This window comes from Streptomyces sp. NPDC002795, assembly GCF_042888725.1.
GTDB lineage: Bacteria > Actinomycetota > Actinomycetes > Streptomycetales > Streptomycetaceae > Streptomyces.
Map to the genome: position 1 here is coordinate 282,610 of NZ_JBIAQB010000003.1, position 17,698 is coordinate 300,307.

Here is a 17,698-nt window from a genome sequence, read left to right on the forward strand (position 1 = left end):
GGCAGGAGCAGGTGGCATGAACAGGCCCGACACCCGGTACCCGGACCCCATGGATCACACCTCCGCCCCCCTTCTGGAAGCCCTCGACTCCTACCACGCACACGGCAGGCTCGCCTTCACACCACCCGGCCACAAGCAGGCGCGGGGCGCCGACGAGCAGGCCAGGAGGGTGCTCGGCGACGCCTTCCACGCGGACGTCCTCGCCAGCGGCGGCCTCGACGACCGCCGGACGCGCGGCCGGGTCCTGCTCCGCGCCGAGGAGCTGATGGCCGACGCGGTCCACGCCGACCACACCTTCTTCACCACCTGCGGCAGCTCCCTGTCGGTCAAGGCCGCCATGCTGGCGGTCGCCGGGCCCCACGAGCAGCTGCTCATCGGGCGTGACGCCCACAAGTCCGTGGTGAGCGGGCTGATCCTGTGCGGCATCGACCCCGTGTGGGTCGAACCGCAGTGGGACGCCGAGCGGGGCCTCGCACACGCGCCGTCCCCGCAGTCGTACGAGGAGGCCTTCGAGCGCCACCCGGACGCGCGCGGCGCGCTGATCACCAGCCCGACCCCGTACGGGACGTGCGCCGACCTGGAGCGGCTCGCCGAGATCTGCCACGCGCGGGGCAGGCCGCTGATCGTCGACGAGGCGTGGGGCGCCCATCTGCCGTTCCACCCCGACCTGCCCAAGTGGGCCATGGACGCGGGCGCCGACGTCTGTGTCACCAGCATCCACAAGATGGGCAGCGGCCTGGAACAGGGCTCGGTGTTCCATCTGCGGGGCGACCTCATCGACGCGGCCACGCTCACCTCACGCGCCGACCTGCTCGGCACCACCAGTCCCTCCGTCCTCATCTACGCGGGTCTCGACGGCTGGCGCCGGCAGATGCGGCTGCACGGCCGCGAACTCCTGGGCGACGCCCTCGACCTGGCGGCGGACGCCCGGCAGGCCATCGACGCGATCGACGGCCTGCACGTGTACGGCCCAGACGACCTCACGGGCCCCGGCCTCTCCCACGACCTCGACCCGCTGCCCGTCCTCATCGACGTGGCCGACCTCGACACGAGCGGCTACCGCGTGGCCGACTGGCTGCGCTCCCACCGCGCCCTCGACGTGCACATCGCCGACCACCGCAGGATCGGCGCCCAGCTCACCTTCGCGGACTCCCCGGCGACGCTCGCCGCGCTCCTCGACGGCCTGCGGGACGTCGCCGAACACCGCGCCGAACTGCGCGGCGCGCCCACGGTCGCGGTGCCGAAGCCCTCCGAACTCCGCCTGGAACAGGCCATGTTGCCGCGCGACGCGTACTTCGGGCCGGTCGAGGACGTGCCGCTGGACCGCGCCGCGGGACGGATCGCCGCCGAGATGGCCACCCCGTACCCGCCGGGGATCCCGACGGTGCTGCCGGGGGAGCGGCTCACCGACCCGGTCCTCACGTATCTACGCACCGGAATCGATGCCGGCATGAACGTCCCCGACCCGGCGGACCCCTCGCTCAGGACGCTCCGGGTGGTGGCACAGGACGCTCCGCGTCCGGCTTGACGGGATCCCGCCTGAACGCCCACGCCATCTCGGGCTCCATGGCCCAGCGGAACAGCCATCGCACGGGTGGTGTGCACAGGGCGGTGATGACCGACGCCGCGATCACGGTGACGGTGATCTCGCCGAGCGGGGTGTGCACCCAGGCGTGGTCGTACCAGCCCCAGAAGCGGGAGCCCTTCGCGAGGAAGCCGTGCAGCAGATAGCCGTACAGGGTGCCCGCGCCGAGCGCCGTGCACCACAGCCTGCGCCCCGGCACCCACGCGAAGAAGCAGGCCATCAGGATCACCGAGCAGCCGAACAGGGCGAGCGTCATCACCACGCCCGTCCAGCCGGGCGCGCCCAGCTCCTGCGCGCTGTCCCGGCGGTAGAACCAGGCGGCGGTCATCCGCGGCGAGGCCCAGTACGCGACGAGCAGCGCGCCCACGAACACCGGCACGGCGGCCAGCCGGGCCCCGCGGCGCCGCACGAACTGAAAGTGCTCCGGCTTCAGGACAAGACCGAGCACGAAGAACGGCAGGAACTGCAGCACCCGCTGAAGGTCCAGGTCGTCACCGATGTCGGGGGAGACGGCGGCGAGCACGGCGACCGCGAGAGCCAGCGGCAGCGGCGCGCGGATGACCTTCCAGAGCGGGGTGGTGAGCCGCCAGATGAAGAGCGCGATCAGGAACCAGGTCAGATACCAGGGGTCGAGCAGCGTGATCGGGTAGTCCGGGTCGTCGCCCACGGTGCGCTTGAAGTACGTATACGCGACCTCGAAGATCACATACGGCACCAGTACGCCCGTGACCAGGCGCTTCATCCGCCGAGGGCTCGCGTCGAACGACCGCGAGAAGTAGCCGGAGATCACGATGAACGCCGGCATATGGAACGTGTAGACGGTGAAGTACAGCGCGGAGGCCGCACGGCTGTCCCCGCGCAGCGGCTCCCAGGCGTGCCCGAGCGCGACGAGGACGATGGCCAGGTACTTGGCGTTGTCGAAGTACGCGTCACGGCCGTCCGCCTTCATACGGCCTCCGTCCCGGTCGGTGAACCTCCGGATCACGTTTCCCGGCCTTTCACGGTTGCGCAAGTTCGTGTCGCGCGGAGTTTGCGGGACTGTGACGGCTGACCACGACGGCGTCGTAGCTGGACGTCACAGTTCCGCTATACGGGGAGGAGGCGGCCCACCAGGGTGCTCAGCTGGCGGGCGTTGCGGCACTCGTGGAGGTCGACCACCTCCGCGTACGTGGAGGCGGCGGAGTCGCCCGTGTCCCATTGGGAGCGGGGTTCCGGGTTGAGCCAGTAGGTGCGGCGGGAGGCGCGGGTGATGCGGCGCAGGGCCGGGAGGTTCGGGTTCTGCTGGTTGTTGCGGGCGTCACCGAGGATGAGGACCGTGCTGCGGGGGCCCACCGCGGACGCGTAGCGCTCCACGAACTCGCCGAGCGCCGTGCCGTAGTCGCTGCTGCCGTGCCAGCCGGTCAGTGTGGCCTCCGACGCGATGCGGGCGCCGAGGCCCTCCGCGTCCGCGGCGCCGTGCGCGATGAGGTCGGTGACCTCGTCGATCCGGTTGACGAAGGCGAAGACGCGGATCTTGCTGAACTGGTCGTGCAGGGCCTGGACCAGCAGCATCGTGAAGTTCGCGAAGCCGGCCACCGAGCCAGATACGTCGCAGAGCAGCACCAGCTCCGGGCGGGTCGGGCGGCGTTTGCGCAGGACGGGGCGCATCGGGACGCCGCCCGTCGAGAGTGAGCCGCGCAGCGTGCGGCGCAGGTCGATGTGGCCGCGGGCCGCGCGGCGTCTGCGGGCCGCGAGGCGGGTGGCCAGCTTGCGGGCCAGGGGGTGGACCGTGCGGCGCAGCTCGGCGAGCTGGGCCTTGTCCGCGTAGAGGAAGAGGGTGCGGTCGGGGGTCTGGACCGGCATGCGGCGCGCCAGCTCGTCGCGGTCGCGGGCCTCCGCGACCCGGCGGCGGGCCTCGCCGCGCACGCCTTCGCGGAAGGCTTCGATGCGGCGGCGGATCTCGTCGGCCTCGATGCGGTCGGTGAACGCTCCGGACTGGCCGCTGCCGCCCGCGCGGATCGCGGACATGACGGGGGCGAGGAGCGTCTGCGGGCGCAGCCGGTCCAGCGTCTGCTGGGACGACCAGCCGTTCGTGTCGTAGCCGCCGAGGGCTTCCACCGCCTCGGCGGCCAGGCGGGCCAGCGCCGCGCGGTCGTTTGCCGTCAGGGCCTCGGTGAGGCGGTCGCGGAGGCTGTCCCTGTCCGCTTCGCGACTCGACCCCGGCGCGCCCACCGCCCTCGGGAAGTACACGTCGAAGACCGGGTCGAAGACCGCGCGCTGGCCCTGGTCGTGCAGGAGCGCGGAGGCCAGGCCCTCGCGCAGATGGTCACGGCTGTCCAGGCCCAGTGCCGCGACCGTCTGCGCGGCGTCCACGCTCTCCCCCGTACCGATCCGGATGCCGTGTGCGCGCAGCGCCCGGACGAGCGAGGTGACCCGGTCCGCGACCGAGAGCGCCGTGCTCACACCGCGTCCAGGTCGAGCTTCGCCGCGGCCGTGTTCACGTCCTCCTGATGCTTGAGGACGACGCCGAGGGACGCCCGTACGACCTCCTCGTCGAGGCGGTCCGCGCCGAGCGCCAGCAGGGTGCGGGCCCAGTCCACCGTCTCCGCGACCGAGGGCACCTTGCGCAGATCCATCGCGCGCAGCGCGCCCACGACCCGTACGAGGGACTCGGCGAGCACCGCGTCGAGCTCGGGCACCTTCAGGGCGACGATGCGGCGCTCCAACTCCTCCTCGGGGAAGCCGATGTGGAGGAAGAGGCAGCGGCGGCGCAGCGCTTCCGACAGTTCGCGGCTCGCGTTGGAGGTGAGGACCACGAAGGGGCGCCGGGTGGCGGCGATCGTGCCCAGCTCGGGGACCGTGACCTGGAAGTCGGAGAGGACTTCGAGGAGGAGACCCTCTACCTCTACGTCCGCCTTGTCCATCTCGTCGATCAGGAGGACCTTCGCGTCCTCGCCGCGGATCGCCGTCAGGAGGGGGCGCGGGAGGAGGAACTCCTCGCTGAAGATGTCCGAGCGGGTCTGGTCCCAGGTCTCGCCCTGGCCCGCCGTGATGCGCAGCAGCTGCTTGGCGTGGTTCCACTCGTAGAGCGCGCGGCTCTCGTCCACGCCCTCGTAGCACTGGAGGCGGATCAGGCGGGCGTCGCTGATCGCCGCGACCGCCTTCGCCAGCTCCGTCTTGCCGACGCCCGCCGGGCCCTCGACGAGCAGCGGCTTGCCGAGCCTGGCGGCCAGGAAGACGGTGGTCGCCACGGCCGGAGAGGCCAGATAGCCGGTCCCGGCAAGGCGCGTGGTGACTTCGTCCACGGAAGCGAACAACGGGGCCTCCAGCTCGGTGCGTTGTCGAGCCTTCAGGTGATCAGGCGGCGCACCTTCTTCACAATGGGTCCGCGCTGTTCATGGTGAATGTCACGTCGGCCATGTCTCCCTTCTGACCGGCTCCGTCTCGTGCGAGGACTCGGACAGGGTCTTACTTGCGGGCCTTCGTATTCTGATCGGTATGAGGCGTACTTCCTTTGCCGGCTGGCCCTGCTCCATCGCCCGCACCATGGACCTCCTGGGCGACTGGTGGACGCCGCTCGTGCTGCGCGAGGCCTTCTACGGCATCACCCGCTTCGACGTGTTCCAGCAGGAGCTCGGCATCGCCCGGACGACCCTGGCGGAGCGGTTGCGCCGGCTGGTCGATGCGGGGCTGATGGAGAAGCGCGCCTACGACAGCGCTCCGGTGCGGCACGACTACGTCCTTACGGAGAAGGGGCGCGAGTTCTTCGGCGTCCTCGCCGCCATGAACGCCTGGGGCAACCGCTGGCTGTCCGGCGAGGAGGGCGCGCCCGTCGTCTTCGAGCACGACCGGTGCGGGCACGAGAGCGAGGCCGCGGTCGTCTGCGGGCACTGCGGTGAGCCGATGACCGCCGACGACACCCACGCGCGGATGGGCCCCGGCTACCCGGAGAAGCTCGCGCGCCGCCCGGATGTCGCGGCGCGCTTCACCCGCTGAGCTGTTCCCTTCGGTGGCCGGGTAGCTCTTGACGTAGTGAGTCCATCTACGAAACTCTCATGGTCACAGGCTGTTCTACAGAGAGGTGGAGCACGATGGAGTGGACGGGCGCACGCTATGCGGACACGCCGACGGTCGAGGTGCGGCGCACGATCGCGGCGCCTCCTGGGCGGGTGTGGGAGCTGGTCAGTGATGTCGGTCTGATGCCCCGGTTCAGCGCCGAACTCCAGTCGGCCCAGTGGCTGGACGAGAAGCGCGGCGTCGGCGCCCGCTTCCTGGGGCGCAGCCGACACGAGGCGTTCGGGGCGTGGGAGACCACCTCGTACGTCGTCGAGTGCGCGCCCGAGCGCGTCTTCGCGTGGGCCGTGGGCGATCCCGAACAGCCCAGTGCTGTCTGGCGGTTCAGCCTGGCGGAGGGGGACGGCGGGGGTACGGAGCTGACGCAGTGGGCGCAGATGGGGCCCGGGCGCTCCGGCCTCTCGTACGCCATCGACCGGATGCCGGAGAAGGAGCAGAAGATCGTCTACGGGCGGCTGCGGGAGTGGGAGCGGGGCATGGACGCGGCTCTCGACGGGCTGAAGGCGCTCGCCGAGGGGAACGAGGCTCTGTGATGCGTACGTCGACCACCATCGAGGCGTCCGGCGGGAACTGGCGGGAGACCGTCGACTACGTCACCGAGGCCGAGAAGCTGGGCCTGGACATCTGCTGGGTCGCCGAGGCCTGGGGCTCCGAAGCGCCGTCCCCGCTGGGGTACTTGGCGGCGCGCACCGAGCGCATGCTGCTCGGCTCCGGAATCATCCAGCTCGCCACCCGCACCCCGGCCGCCATCGCGCGCGCCGCGATCACCTTGTCGAACATCTCGGAGGGCCGCTTCCTCCTCGGGCTCGGGCCGTCCGGGCCGCAGGTGATCGAGGGGCTGCACGGGGTGCCGTTCGCCCGGCCGCTGGCCCGGATGCGGGAGACCGTCGAGATCGTGCGGATGGCGGCGACCGGCGAGAAGATCGCCTACGAGGGGCGGGAGTTCGCGCTGCCGCTGCCCGGTGGCGATGCGAAGCCGATGCGGCTCTCGATGCGGGCGGAGCACGAACTGCCCATCTACCTGGCCACGTTGTCGCCGAAGATGCTGCGGCTCACCGGGGAGGTCGCCGACGGGTGGCTCGGGACGAGTTTCGTGCCCGAGGGGGCGAAGGAGGCGTACTTCGACCACCTGGACGCGGGGCTCGCGGCGTCCGGCCGGACCAGGGCCGACCTCGACATCTGCCAGGGCGCCGAGGTGAACTTCGTCGAGGACGAGGAGGAGCTGGCCGCCGTGGTGGGCAGCCGGAAGAAGGAACTCGCCTTCAGCCTGGGCGGCATGGGCTCCGCCTCGACGAACTTCTACAACCAGGCCTACAGCAGGCAGGGTTGGGCCGACGTCGCCGCGGCCGTCCGGGAGCGGTGGCAGGCCGGCGACCGCGAAGGGGCCGCCGAACTGGTCACCGACGACATGGTCCTGGCCACGACGCTCATCGGCACGGAGGACATGGTGCGGGCCCGGTTGGCCGTGTGGCGGGAGGCGGGGGTGGACACGGTGCGGCTCTACCCGGCCGGGGACACGGTGGACGCGCGGCTCGCGACGCTGGGGCGGGCGATCGAGCTGGTACGCAGCTCAAGCCCCGCCGGCGATTGAGGCGCGGGGTCCGGCGCGGAGCCCCGTGGCGTACGTACGGTCGGCCGCGACATGCAGCGCCGGATGCCCCGTCGCGGACCAGCCCGCGTCCCCCTCTATGCGGCGCAGCAGAATGCCCTCCCGGATCGCCCACGGGCAGACCGTGAGCTCGCGGATGCCCATGAGCTTCATCGCCGTATGACCGACGAGCGCCCCCGCGAGGGACTGCGACGCCCGGGGCGCGGAGATGCCGGGCAGCTCCGCGCGCCGCTCGGCGGGGAGCGCCGCCAGCTCGGTGATCGCCAGGCCCAGCGACCTGCGGCTCAACCGCCGTGGCACGAACGGCCCATGGCGCCCCGGAGGGGACCCGCACAGGCGCGCCAGCTGCGTGAACGTGCGGGACGTGGCCGCCGCCGTGAGCGGGCCCTCCCAGCGGATCCGCGCCGCGACATCCCTGAGCTGGTGCCGCACATGGCGCCGCAGCGCCTTCAGGTCCTGCTCGGTCGGCGGCACCCCGTCGTCCGGCAGATGCTCGCGCGTGAGCCGCCCCGCCCCGAGCGGCAGCGAGATCGCGAAGTCGGGCAACCGGCCACGCCCGAAGGCGACTTCGAGTGAGCCGCCGCCGATGTCGAGGACACCGAGCGGCCCGGCCCGCCAGCCCATCCAGCGCCGCGCCGCGAGGAACGTCAGCTCGGCCTCCACCTCGCCGGGCAGCACCCGGGGCCGCACACCGGTGCCCGCCTCGACGGCGTCGAGCACCTCGTCCCGGTTCGGCGCGTCCCGGACGATGGCCGTGGCGAAGACGAACGGCTCGTCGCTGCCCCAGCGTTCGGCCTCCGTGACCGCCGTCCGCACCGCGTCGACCAGGCGCTCGACGGCCGCGGCACCCAGCCTGCGGTCGCCGTCCACCAGCTCCGACAGGCGCAGCCGCCGCTTGGCCGTGTGCACCGGCAGCGGTGCTCCGTCCCGGGCGTCCGCGATCGCCAGGCGCACGGTGTTCGAACCGACATCCACCACACTGATCCGCATGATCGACCGAGTACCCTCCTTGGCGTGCATCAATGCGCGGGAACGGCCGGCGCATCGAGCGCCGACATGATCCAACGCCTGGAATCCGCCGGGTCGATGACCGCGTCGATCTCCAGAGCCGCCGCCGCGTTCACCGCCTTCCCGTGCTCGTACATCTCCGCGACCCGCGCCTCGAACGCCCGCTCCCGCTCGGCCGGATCGGCGATCGCCTCCAGTTCGCGCCGGTAGCCGAGCCGCACCGCGCCCTCCAGGCCCATCCCGCCGAACTCGCCGCTCGGCCAGGCCGCCGTGCCGAGCGGCACCCGCGTCGAACCACCCATCATGGCCATCGCCCCGAGCCCGTACGCCTTGCGCAGCACGAGACAGACCAGTGGCACGGTGAGGCGGGCGCCCGCGACGAACAGGTCCGCGAACTGCCGTACCGTCGCGGTGCGTTCGGACTCCGGGCCCACCATGAACCCCGGGGTGTCGCACAGTGAGAGGACCGGGAGGCCGAACGCCTCGCACAGCCGCAGGAAGCGTGCCGCCTTGTCCGCGGCGTCCCGGTCGACGGCCCCGCCGAGGTGCGCCGGATTGTTGGCGACCAGGCCCATCGGGCGCCCCTCGATCCGGACCAGCGCCGTGATCACTCCCGCCCCGAACCCGCGGCGCAGTTCGAGCACCGAGTCCGTGTCGGCGAGGCCCTCGACCGCGGCGCGGATGTCGTAGGCGCGGCGCCGGTTCTCGGGGATGGTGTGACGAAGGCGCCGGGGGTCGGGAGCTTCCCAACTCAGCCGCGGGCCCTGGAAGTACGACAGGTAGGCGCGGGCCACGCGTACCGCCTCCGCCTCGTCGGCGACCGGGACGTCCACCACCCCGTTCGGCACCTGCACCGAGAGCGGGCCGATGTCTTCGGGGCGGTGCACGCCGAGGCCACCGCCCTCGATCATCGCGGGACCGCCCATGCCGATGTTGGCCTCGGGCGTCGCGATGATGACGTCGCAGCTGCCGAGCAGCGCCGCGTTCCCCGCGAAGCAGCGGCCCGACGCGATGCCGACCAGCGGTACCTTCCCGTTGAGCCGCGCCATTTGATGGAACGTCATGACGTCCAGGCCAGCGATCGACGACGTGTCCGTGTCCCCGGGCCGGCCCCCGCCGCCCTCCGCGAACAGCACGACGGGCAGCCCGCGTTCCTCGGCCAGATGCAGCATCCGGTCCGTCTTGCGGTGGTTGTTGTGGCCCTGCGTTCCGGCGAGCACCGTGTAGTCGTACGACATCGCGACCACGGGCGCGCCGCCGATCCTGCCGGTGCCGGTCACCATGCCGTCGGCGGGCGTCGAGCGGATCAGGTCGTCCAGCGGGCGGCGCCGCCGCTGCGCGGCCACCGCGAGCGCGCCGTACTCGGTGAACGTCCCCGGGTCACAGAGGTCCTCGATGTTCTCGCGCGCCGTACGGAGCCCGGTCGCATGCCGCTTGGCGACCGCTCCGGGACGGTTCTCGTCGAGGCCGAAGGCGTGCCGCTCGACGACCTGGGCGAGGTCGGGACGCACCGCGTCGAGATCGAGCTCCTCGGCCGCCGCCTCCTGGGCGCCACCGCTCTCCGTCACATCAAGGAGCACCAACTCGGCGCCCTCGGAGACCGTTTCGCCGACTCCCGCTGACACCGCACGGATGACACCCGCGTGTTCGGCGCGCACCACGTGCTCCATCTTCATGGCTTCCAGTACGAGCAAGGTGGCACCCGCCGCGACGAGTTGTCCGGGCGAGGCATCCACGGAGACGACCGTGCCCGCCATGGGCGCGGTCACCGTGCCCGGTTCCGCGTCACCTTCCGGCGCGGTGGAGGGTGGTGCGAGTTCGGACAAGTGGCGCTGTACGAACCCGGTGTCGAAGCCGCCCGCCGTGAAACCGGGGTGGTCGAGCAGCCGGGCCAGGAAGGGGATGCCGGTCCGCACGCCCTCCACCGTGAACTCGTCGAGCGCCCGCCGCGCCCGCGCGCACGCCGCCCCGAAGTCGCCCGCAGGCGCGTGCGCGACGACCTTGGCGAGAAGGGAGTCGTAGCGCGTGCCGACGTCCGTGCCGGTGCGGGCTGCGGTGTCGACGCGCACGCCGGGGCCCGTCGGCACGTCGAGGCGCGCGAGCCGCCCCGCCGACGGGCGCACCGCACCGTCCGCCCCCGTGACCTCCGCGTTCACTCGCAACTGCACGGCGAAGCCGCGTGGCGCGGGCGGTTCCCCGGCGAGACCGAGGTCGGCCAGGCACTCACCCGCCGCGATCCGCAGCTGCGCCGCGACCAGGTCGACGCCGGTGACCTCCTCCGTCACCGTGTGCTCCACCTGGAGGCGCGGATTGGCCTCCATGAACACGAACTCCTCTCCCTGGACCAGGAATTCGACCGTGCCGACACCCGCGTAGTGGGTGGCATCGGCCAGGCGCAGGGCGGCGTCGAGGAGCCGGCCGCGCACAGTGGCGTCGAGGCCCGGCGCCGGGGCGATCTCGACGAGCTTCTGGTGGCGGCGCTGCGCGCTGCAGTCCCGCTCCCACAGATGACTCACGGTGTCACCGTCGCCGACCACCTGCACCTCGATGTGCCGGGCCCCCTCCCACAGCCGCTCCACGTACAACTCGCTGCGCCCGAAGGCCTGTTGCGCCTCCGATGCGCACCGCAGCCACGCCTCGTCGAGCTCGGCCGCGTCCCGGACGACCCGCATCCCGCGCCCGCCGCCCCCACCCACGGCCTTGACCATCACCGGCCCATCGGCGAGGAACGTCCGTGCCTCCTCCAGCGTGGTGTCACCCTCCGTGCCGGGCAGGACCGGCACCCCCGTCTCGACGGCGAGCGCACGGGCGCGTGCCTTGTCCCCGAACAGGTCGAGCACCTCCGGCGAAGGGCCCACGAAGGTGAGACCGGCGTCCGCGCACCGCCGGGCGAGCGCCGCGGACTCGCTCAGGAAGCCGTAGCCGGGGTGGAGATACGTACAGCCGGCCCGGCGCGCGGCGGCGACCAGCGCCTCGGCGTCCAGATAGCCGCCCGCCGCGAGCGGCACGGCCTCGTCCGCCAGGTGCAGGTGCGCCTCGTCGCCCGGTTCGTGCACGGCCACCGTGCGCAGCCCGAGTTCGGCGGCGGCGCGCAGCACCCGGACGGCGATCTCCCCTCGGTTGGCGACGAGTACGGCGGCAGACCCCATGTGCCCCTCCGGGAAGTCGAATGCGGATTCAGGACCGGATTCCGTCATGTTCATTGACACTGACGTCAACGTCAATACTCTGGCGCTGTGGCACGCAGTCAGCAGGCACAACAGGCATGGTCCGTCCGCACCGCCCGCGACCGGACCGACGCCCCGGCGCGCGGACGGCTGCTCGACGCCGCCGAGCAGGTCTTCGCGCGGCTCGGCTACGGCCCGGCGACCATCGCCGACATCACGGCACGGGCCGAGGTGTCACGGGCCGGTTTCTACGTCTACTTCGCGTCCAAGGAAGAGATCTTCCGGGTGCTCGCGGGGCGCGTACGGGACGCGTTCCTCACCGCGCAGGACGTGCCCGGAGTGGACACCGACGACGTGGCGGCCGTGGCCCGCGCCTCCACGGGCGCGTTCATCGCCGCGTACGCGCGGCACCTCCCCCTGCTCGTCCTGCTCGAACAGCAGGCGCGGGGCGACGCCGAGGTGCGCGCCCTGTGGGAGGAGATCCGCGAGCGCCCGGTCCGCCGCGCCGCCCGCTACGTACGCAGGGTCACGGCACAGGGCCGGGCGCACCCGGTCGTCGACCCGCTCACCCTGTCCCGTGCCGTCGGCGGCATGAGCATCGAGTTCGCACGGCTCGTCGCCGAGCGGCCGGCCACGTACGACCAGGCGGTCGCCGACGCGACCGCCATGTACCTGCACCTTCTCGGTATCGGAGCAGCACCGCAGCAGTAGGGAGCCGCACGTTGTCCACCCGCACAGCAGTCGAGGCGTATCTGCACGACCTGCGCGCCCGGCAGGCCACGTCCAGGTCCGGCCGCCAGCCGTCCGAAACCCGCCACGCGGGCGGGGAGCTGACACTCCCCGGACATGTGGCCCGCTGGGCCGAACTCCATCCGGACCGGCCCGCGATCGTCACGGCGGCCGAGACCCTCAGCTACCGCCAACTCGACGACCAGAGCGCCCGGTTGGCGGGCTGGATGACCGGGCAGGGCGTGCGGACCGGCGACCGCGTCGGCGTGTTCCTGCCGAACGGGGCCCGCTTCGTCGTCACCCTGCTCGCCGTCCTGCGCATCGGCGCGGTGCACGTGCCGGTGAACCCGATGTTCCGCGCGGCCGAGCTGCGGCACGAACTGAACGACGCAGGACCGGAGTTGGTCGTCACGCGGGACGCGCTGCTGCCCGCTGTCGACGAGGTGCGCGCCGACACCCCCGTACGTACCGTGCTCGCGGACGCCGAATGGCCGCGGGCCGTCGCCCACGACCGCCACGAGACCGTCGCCGACGACCTCGACGCGCTGGCCGCCCTCAACTACACCGGAGGCACCACCGGACTGCCCAAGGGCTGCGAGCACACCCAGCGGCACATGGTGTACACGGCCACCGCCATCGACAACGGCCGCGCCGCCACGGACGAGGAGCAGTCGCGCGGCATCGTCTCGGTCTGCTACCTGCCCATCTTCTGGATCGCCGGGGAGAACCTCGGCATCCTCGCCCCGCTCGTCTCCGGCGGCACCAGCATCCTGCTCACCCGCTGGAACGCGGCCGAGGTCCTCGACGCCATCGAGACCCACGGCGTGACCACCATGGCGGGCACCGTCGAGAACTACCTCGAACTCCTCGACCACCCCGACTTCGCGCGCCGCGACCTGACGAGCCTGTCGACCCCGCTCACCGTCTCCTTCGTCCGCAAGCTCACCCCGGCCCTGCGCGCCCGGTGGAAGGCGGCGGTCGGCGAGCACAGTGTGCTGCGCGAGGCCTCGTACGGCATGACCGAGACACATACCAGTGACACCAACACACTCGGCTTCCAGGACGGTGACCGCGATCTGCTGAGCGCCCCGGTGTTCTGCGGACTGCCGGTCCCCGGAACGGACTTCATGGTCGTCGACTTCACGACCGGTGAGCCGCTGCCGCTGGGGGAGCGGGGCGAGATCGTGGTGCGCGGCCCGTCCGTGCTCACGCGGTACTGGCGGGCGCCCGAGGCGACGGAGGCGGCGCTCCGGGACGGCTGGCTGCACACCGGGGACATCGGCGCCCTCGACGAAGAGGGGTGCCTGCACTACCTCGGCCGCGACAAGGACATGATCAAGGTGAAGGGCATGAGTGTCTTCCCGACGGAGGTGGAGACACTGCTCGGCCAGCACCCCGACGTGCTCGCCGCCGCGGTCGTCGCCGTCGAGGACCCGGAGAGCGGGCAGCTTCCCTACGCCTTCGCGCGCACCGTCCCCGGGTCCGCGCTCACCGGGGACGCGTTGAAGGAGTGGGCGGCCGGGGCCATGGCGACGTACAAGGTCCCGCACACCGTCGAGATACTCGACGAGCTGCCGCTCACCCCCACGGGGAAGATCAGGAAGACGGAGCTGAGCGCTCGAGCCACTCGCACGCGGCCCGCGCCGTGAACTCCTCCTGACCGCCCTTGAACAGCAGATCGACCGTGGTGAACGCCGGGTCGTCCGCCTGCGCCGCGACATACGGCAGCGCGATGCAGCGCATGCCGGCCGCGTGCGCGGCGGCGGCCCCCGGCGCCGCGTCCTCCAGGACCACACAGTGCGAGGCCCGCGTGCCGAGCCGGTGTGCCGCCTCCAGGAACACGTCGGGCGCGGGCTTGCCGTGCTCGACCTCGTCCGCCGACACGTACAGCGGGAGCTGCGCCCCGAGCCCCGTGCCGGTGAGGATCGCGTCGATGGCCTCCGGCGATGAGCCCGACGCGACGATCATCGGCACGCCCGCCGCGTGCAGCCGCTCGACGAACAGCCGCATCTGCGGGAAGACATCGGTCTCGGCGCGTGCGAGCTCCAGATAGCGGGCGTTCATCTCGTCGAGCAGCTCGCCGTCCGGCACGTCGATGCCGTACTTCCGCTTCCAGATGCCGATGGTCTCCAGTGTGGAGATCCCGACGTACGTCTCGTGGTCGGCCCACGTGAAGTCGTTGACGCCCTGACGGGTGAGGGTGGCGAGGGAGGCCCTGAAGTAGTTCGGCTCGCTGTCGACGAGGGTGCCGTCGAGATCGAAGACGACCGCGGTGTCGCCGAAGCGGTACGAGGGGTGGTTCGCGTCGTTCATGTGACCCAGGATGCAGGACCGGAGTCCCCGGATCATCCGCGCGGCTTGCCCGCGGCCTTTCCGATCGCCTCGACCAGGGGCAGCAGCCGGTGCGGGACGCGCTCGCGCAGGGCCACCTCCGTGCGGGTGCGGACCACGCCCGGCAGGCGGTTGAGCTGCTGGATCACATCCTCCAGATGCTCGGCGTCGCGCGCGGCCACGCGGGCGAGGAGATCGCCGCCGCCGGTGGTGGAGTACGCCTCGATGATCTCCGGGACGCCCGCGAGCTCGTCCCCGACGTCCCCCAGGTGGCCCTGCGTGGTCTCGATGTGCACGAAGGCGAGCACCGGGTGGCCGAGGGCCGCGGGGGAGAGGGACGGCTGCACGCCCGTGATGACACCGTCCCGCTCCATCCGGTCGACCCGGGCCTGGAGTGTGCCGCGGGCGACGCCGAGGATGCGGGCGTATTCGCGCATGCTGGTTCGCGGCCGCTCCAGTAGCAGGCGGAGGATTCGGGTGTCCAAGTGGTCGACCGGCACGTTGGTGACTGTACCAATGGTCTAGTTGCGCGGCACCGGCGTTGCGGTTGCGGGGCTCTGCCCCGGGCCCCGCGCCTCAATCGCCGGCGGGGCTTGAGCTGGTTGAGCCGCGGACTACCAGTTCGGGCATGAAGATGAACTCCGTGTGCGGGGCCGGAGTGCCGGCGATCTCTTCGAGGACTGTGCGGACCGCTGCCTGGCCCATCGCCTGTACGGGTTTGCGGATGGTCGTCAGTGGTGGGTCCGTGAACGCGATGAGCGGGGAGTCGTCGAAGCCGACCACCGAGATGTCGTCCGGCACCTCAAGGCCCCGCTGGCGGGCCGCCCGGATCGCGCCGAGCGCCATCATGTCGCTCGCGCACACGATCGCCGTGCAGCCGCGGTCCATCAGGTCGCAGGCCGCCGCCTGCCCGCCCTCCAGCGTGTACAGGGAGTGCTGCACGAGCTCGCGCTCGACGACGTCGGCGGTCAGGTCGAACCGGTCGCGCATCGCCCGTACGAAGCCCTCGATCTTCCGCTGCACCGGCACGAACCGCTTCGGCCCGAGCGCCAGGCCGATCCGCGTGTGGCCGAGCGAGCCGAGATGGGTGACCGCCAGTTGCATGGCCGCGCGGTCGTCCGGCGAGATGAACGGCGCCCGCACCTGCGGCGAGAACCCGTCCACGAGCACGAACGGCACGCCCTGCGCCCGCAGTTGCTCGTAGCGCCGCATGTCGGCCGTGGTGTCGGCGTGCAGCCCGGACACGTAGATGATGCCGGTGACACCCCGGTCGACGAGCATCTCCGTCAGCTCGTCCTCGGTCGAGCCGCCGGGGGTCTGCGTCGCGAGGACCGGTGTGTAGCCCTGGCGGGTCAGGGCCTGGCCGATGACCTGGGCGAGCGCCGGGAAGATCGGGTTCTCCAGCTCCGGCGTGATCAGGCCGACGAGCCCCTCGCTGCGCCGGCGCAGCCGCACCGGCCGTTCGTAGCCGAGCACGTCGAGCGCGGCGAGGACGGACTGGCGGGTGGCCGCGGCGACGCCCGGCTTGCTGTTGAGGACCCGGCTCACCGTCGCCTCGCTCACCCCCGCCTGCGCCGCGATGTCGGCGAGGCGCGCGGTCGCGGGCGGGGCCTGCGCCGCCTTGCGGGCGGCCTGGGCGGGCAGCTGGGTCATCGCACTCCTTGTGGGGGCCAAGAGTCGGGGGAGCCGGGCAAGAGTCCCGATGATCCCTGTGGCGGCGCCTTGTGGCAAGAGCTTGCAGACCCTTGCAGCATCACATAAGGCCATGTAGTGGGCTGTAACACCCCAGTATGTGCCGCAACTTGGAGGTCACGAACCCGTAACCTCCGCCTCGCTCTGCAAAATTTTTCAGCAAGGTCTTTCCTCGGGCTTGCAGCGCTGTTACGTTCACGTCGCCCAGTCGGGCCCAACCCTCTAGGAGATCTCATGCGGCGTGGCATAGCGGCCACCGCGGTGGTGGCGTCCCTCGCACTCGCGGCGACGGCCTGCGGTGGAAGTGACGACAGCGGCGACAAGGCGTCGGGCCCGGTCACCATCACCTGGTGGGACACATCGAACGCCACCAACGAGGCACCCACGTACAGGGCGTTGGCCAAGGACTTCACCAAGGCCAACCCCGACATCAAGGTCAAGTACGTCAACGTGCCCTTCGACGACGCGCAGAACAAGTTCGACACCGCGGCCGGCGCGAGCGGCGCCCCCGACGTGCTGCGCGCCGAGGTCGGCTGGACGCCGGCGTTCGCCAAGAAGAGCTACCTGCTGCCGCTCGACGGCACCGACGCGCTCGCCGACAAGGACAAGTTCCAGGCATCGCTCATCGAGCAGGCCCAGTTCGACGGCAAGACGTACGGCGTCCCGCTGGTCACCGACACCCTCGCCTTCGTCTACAACAAGGCCCTCTTCAAGAAGGCGGGCATCACCGAGGCGCCCACCACCTGGGACCAGCTGAAGAAGGACGCGGCCAAGGTGAAGGCCGAGACCGGGGCCGACGGCTTCTGGGGCTCCACGGCCGGCTACTACGCCCAGCCGTTCCTGTTCGGTGAGAACACCGACACCGTCGACGCCGAGGGCAAGAAGATCACCATCGGTTCCGCCGCCGCCAAGAAGGGCCTCACCGCCTGGAAGGGCCTGTTCAGCGGCAAGGGCCTGCACAAGGCCGACGCCACCGCGGACGCGTACGCGCACATCCAGGACGCGTTCGTGAACGGCAAGGTCGCCTCGACCATCCAGGGCCCGTGGGAGATCACGAACTTCTACAAGGGCTCGGCGTTCAAGGACAAGAAGAATCTGGGCATCGCCACCGTCCCCGCCGGCTCCGGCGGCAAGCCGGGCGCCCCGACGGGCGGCCACAACCTGTCCGTGTACGCGGGTTCGGACAAGGCCCACCAGGACGCCTCGCTGAAGTTCGTGAAGTGGATGACGTCGGCGAAGACGCAGGAGCAGATCGCCCTGAAGAACTCGACGCTGCCCACCCGCGAGGACGCGTTCACCGCGAAGGTCACCGCCGACCCCGGCATCGCCGGCTACCAGAAGGTGCTCGACGCGGCCCGGCCCCGCCCCGAACTGCCCGAGTACAGCTCGCTGTGGACGCCGATGGACCAGGAGCTGCCGAAGGTCGCCACCGGCAAGGAGTCCCTCGACCAGGGCGTGAGCAGCCTGGAGACCTCGTTCGCCAAGCTGCTGCCCGGCTTCTCCAAGTGACCTGTTAGTACCGCC

At 71.6% G+C, this 17,698-nt stretch carries 15 protein-coding genes; 7 read left to right on the forward strand and 8 right to left on the reverse strand.

Annotation, left to right across the window (positions count from 1 at the left end; translation table 11 throughout):
- The first annotated feature begins 16 nt into the window (after positions 1–16).
- On the forward strand, positions 17–1,528 hold the full coding sequence (locus ACFYWS_RS10610) for an aminotransferase class I/II-fold pyridoxal phosphate-dependent enzyme (protein WP_389272586.1): 1,512 nt from the start codon (positions 17–19) through the stop codon (positions 1,526–1,528).
- Here ACFYWS_RS10610 and ACFYWS_RS10615 read toward each other — a convergent pair.
- The 3 genes from ACFYWS_RS10615 to ACFYWS_RS10625 form a co-directional block, all read right to left on the reverse strand.
- Positions 1,482–2,570 (reverse strand): acyltransferase family protein, encoded by a 1,089-nt coding sequence (locus tag ACFYWS_RS10615; RefSeq protein WP_389272589.1) that lies wholly within the window; start codon positions 2,568–2,570, stop codon positions 1,482–1,484. The genes ACFYWS_RS10610 and ACFYWS_RS10615 overlap by 47 nt on opposite strands.
- 101 nt (positions 2,571–2,671) lie before the next feature.
- Complete coding sequence (locus ACFYWS_RS10620; RefSeq protein WP_389272592.1) at positions 2,672–4,027, reverse strand: VWA domain-containing protein; 1,356 nt, start codon at positions 4,025–4,027, stop codon at positions 2,672–2,674.
- Positions 4,024–4,881 (reverse strand): AAA family ATPase, encoded by an 858-nt coding sequence (locus ACFYWS_RS10625; RefSeq protein WP_389272595.1) that lies wholly within the window; start codon positions 4,879–4,881, stop codon positions 4,024–4,026. Before ACFYWS_RS10625 ends, ACFYWS_RS10620 begins: the two co-directional genes overlap by 4 nt.
- 181 nt (positions 4,882–5,062) lie before the next feature.
- Here ACFYWS_RS10625 and ACFYWS_RS10630 point away from each other — a divergent pair, with 181 nt between their 5' ends.
- The 3 genes from ACFYWS_RS10630 to ACFYWS_RS10640 all read left to right on the forward strand — a co-directional run bounded on the left by ACFYWS_RS10630 (position 5,063) and on the right by ACFYWS_RS10640 (position 7,229).
- Positions 5,063–5,560: a winged helix-turn-helix transcriptional regulator gene (locus ACFYWS_RS10630; RefSeq protein WP_389272598.1), complete on the forward strand. Its 498-nt coding sequence runs from the start codon at positions 5,063–5,065 to the stop codon at positions 5,558–5,560.
- Positions 5,561–5,655: 95 nt separating this feature from the next.
- Positions 5,656–6,171, forward strand: a complete 516-nt coding sequence (locus tag ACFYWS_RS10635; protein ID WP_389272600.1) for an SRPBCC family protein — start codon at positions 5,656–5,658, stop codon at positions 6,169–6,171.
- Positions 6,171–7,229 carry an LLM class flavin-dependent oxidoreductase gene (locus ACFYWS_RS10640; protein WP_389272603.1) on the forward strand — a complete coding sequence of 353 codons (1,059 nt, stop codon included), beginning with the start codon at positions 6,171–6,173 and terminating at the stop codon, positions 7,227–7,229. The genes ACFYWS_RS10635 and ACFYWS_RS10640 overlap by 1 nt, the downstream gene beginning before the upstream one ends.
- Here ACFYWS_RS10640 and ACFYWS_RS10645 read toward each other — a convergent pair.
- Positions 7,209–8,237 carry a Ppx/GppA family phosphatase gene (locus ACFYWS_RS10645; protein ID WP_389272606.1) on the reverse strand — a complete coding sequence of 343 codons (1,029 nt, stop codon included), beginning with the start codon at positions 8,235–8,237 and terminating at the stop codon, positions 7,209–7,211. The genes ACFYWS_RS10640 and ACFYWS_RS10645 overlap by 21 nt on opposite strands.
- 29 nt (positions 8,238–8,266) lie before the next feature.
- Positions 8,267–11,404 carry a carboxyl transferase domain-containing protein gene (locus tag ACFYWS_RS10650; RefSeq protein WP_389272609.1) on the reverse strand — a complete coding sequence of 1,046 codons (3,138 nt, stop codon included), beginning with the start codon at positions 11,402–11,404 and terminating at the stop codon, positions 8,267–8,269.
- Positions 11,405–11,491: 87 nt separating this feature from the next.
- On the opposite strand from ACFYWS_RS10650, the gene ACFYWS_RS10655 reads away from it, so the two are divergent.
- Both ACFYWS_RS10655 and ACFYWS_RS10660 read left to right on the forward strand, forming a co-directional pair.
- Complete coding sequence (locus ACFYWS_RS10655) at positions 11,492–12,133, forward strand: TetR/AcrR family transcriptional regulator (RefSeq protein WP_389272612.1); 642 nt, start codon at positions 11,492–11,494, stop codon at positions 12,131–12,133.
- 11 nt (positions 12,134–12,144) lie between these two features.
- A complete protein-coding gene (locus ACFYWS_RS10660; protein ID WP_389272615.1) occupies positions 12,145–13,800 on the forward strand; it encodes an AMP-binding protein in 1,656 nt (551 codons plus the stop codon).
- On the opposite strand, the gene ACFYWS_RS10665 is transcribed toward ACFYWS_RS10660, so the two are convergent.
- The 3 genes from ACFYWS_RS10665 to ACFYWS_RS10675 all read right to left on the reverse strand — a co-directional run bounded on the left by ACFYWS_RS10665 (position 13,748) and on the right by ACFYWS_RS10675 (position 16,135).
- Positions 13,748–14,464, reverse strand: a complete 717-nt coding sequence (locus tag ACFYWS_RS10665) for an HAD family hydrolase (RefSeq protein ID WP_389272617.1) — start codon at positions 14,462–14,464, stop codon at positions 13,748–13,750. The two genes, ACFYWS_RS10660 and ACFYWS_RS10665, sit on opposite strands and share 53 nt — an antisense overlap.
- 32 nt (positions 14,465–14,496) lie before the next feature.
- Entirely contained in the window at positions 14,497–14,982 is a 486-nt protein-coding gene (locus ACFYWS_RS10670; RefSeq protein WP_389272620.1) for an Lrp/AsnC family transcriptional regulator, read from the reverse strand.
- 76 nt (positions 14,983–15,058) lie between these two features.
- A complete protein-coding gene (locus ACFYWS_RS10675; protein WP_389272623.1) occupies positions 15,059–16,135 on the reverse strand; it encodes a LacI family DNA-binding transcriptional regulator in 1,077 nt (358 codons plus the stop codon).
- Positions 16,136–16,408: 273 nt separating this feature from the next.
- On the opposite strand from ACFYWS_RS10675, the gene ACFYWS_RS10680 reads away from it, so the two are divergent.
- A complete protein-coding gene (locus tag ACFYWS_RS10680; RefSeq protein WP_389272626.1) occupies positions 16,409–17,683 on the forward strand; it encodes an extracellular solute-binding protein in 1,275 nt (424 codons plus the stop codon).
- Positions 17,684–17,698 lie beyond the last annotated feature (15 nt).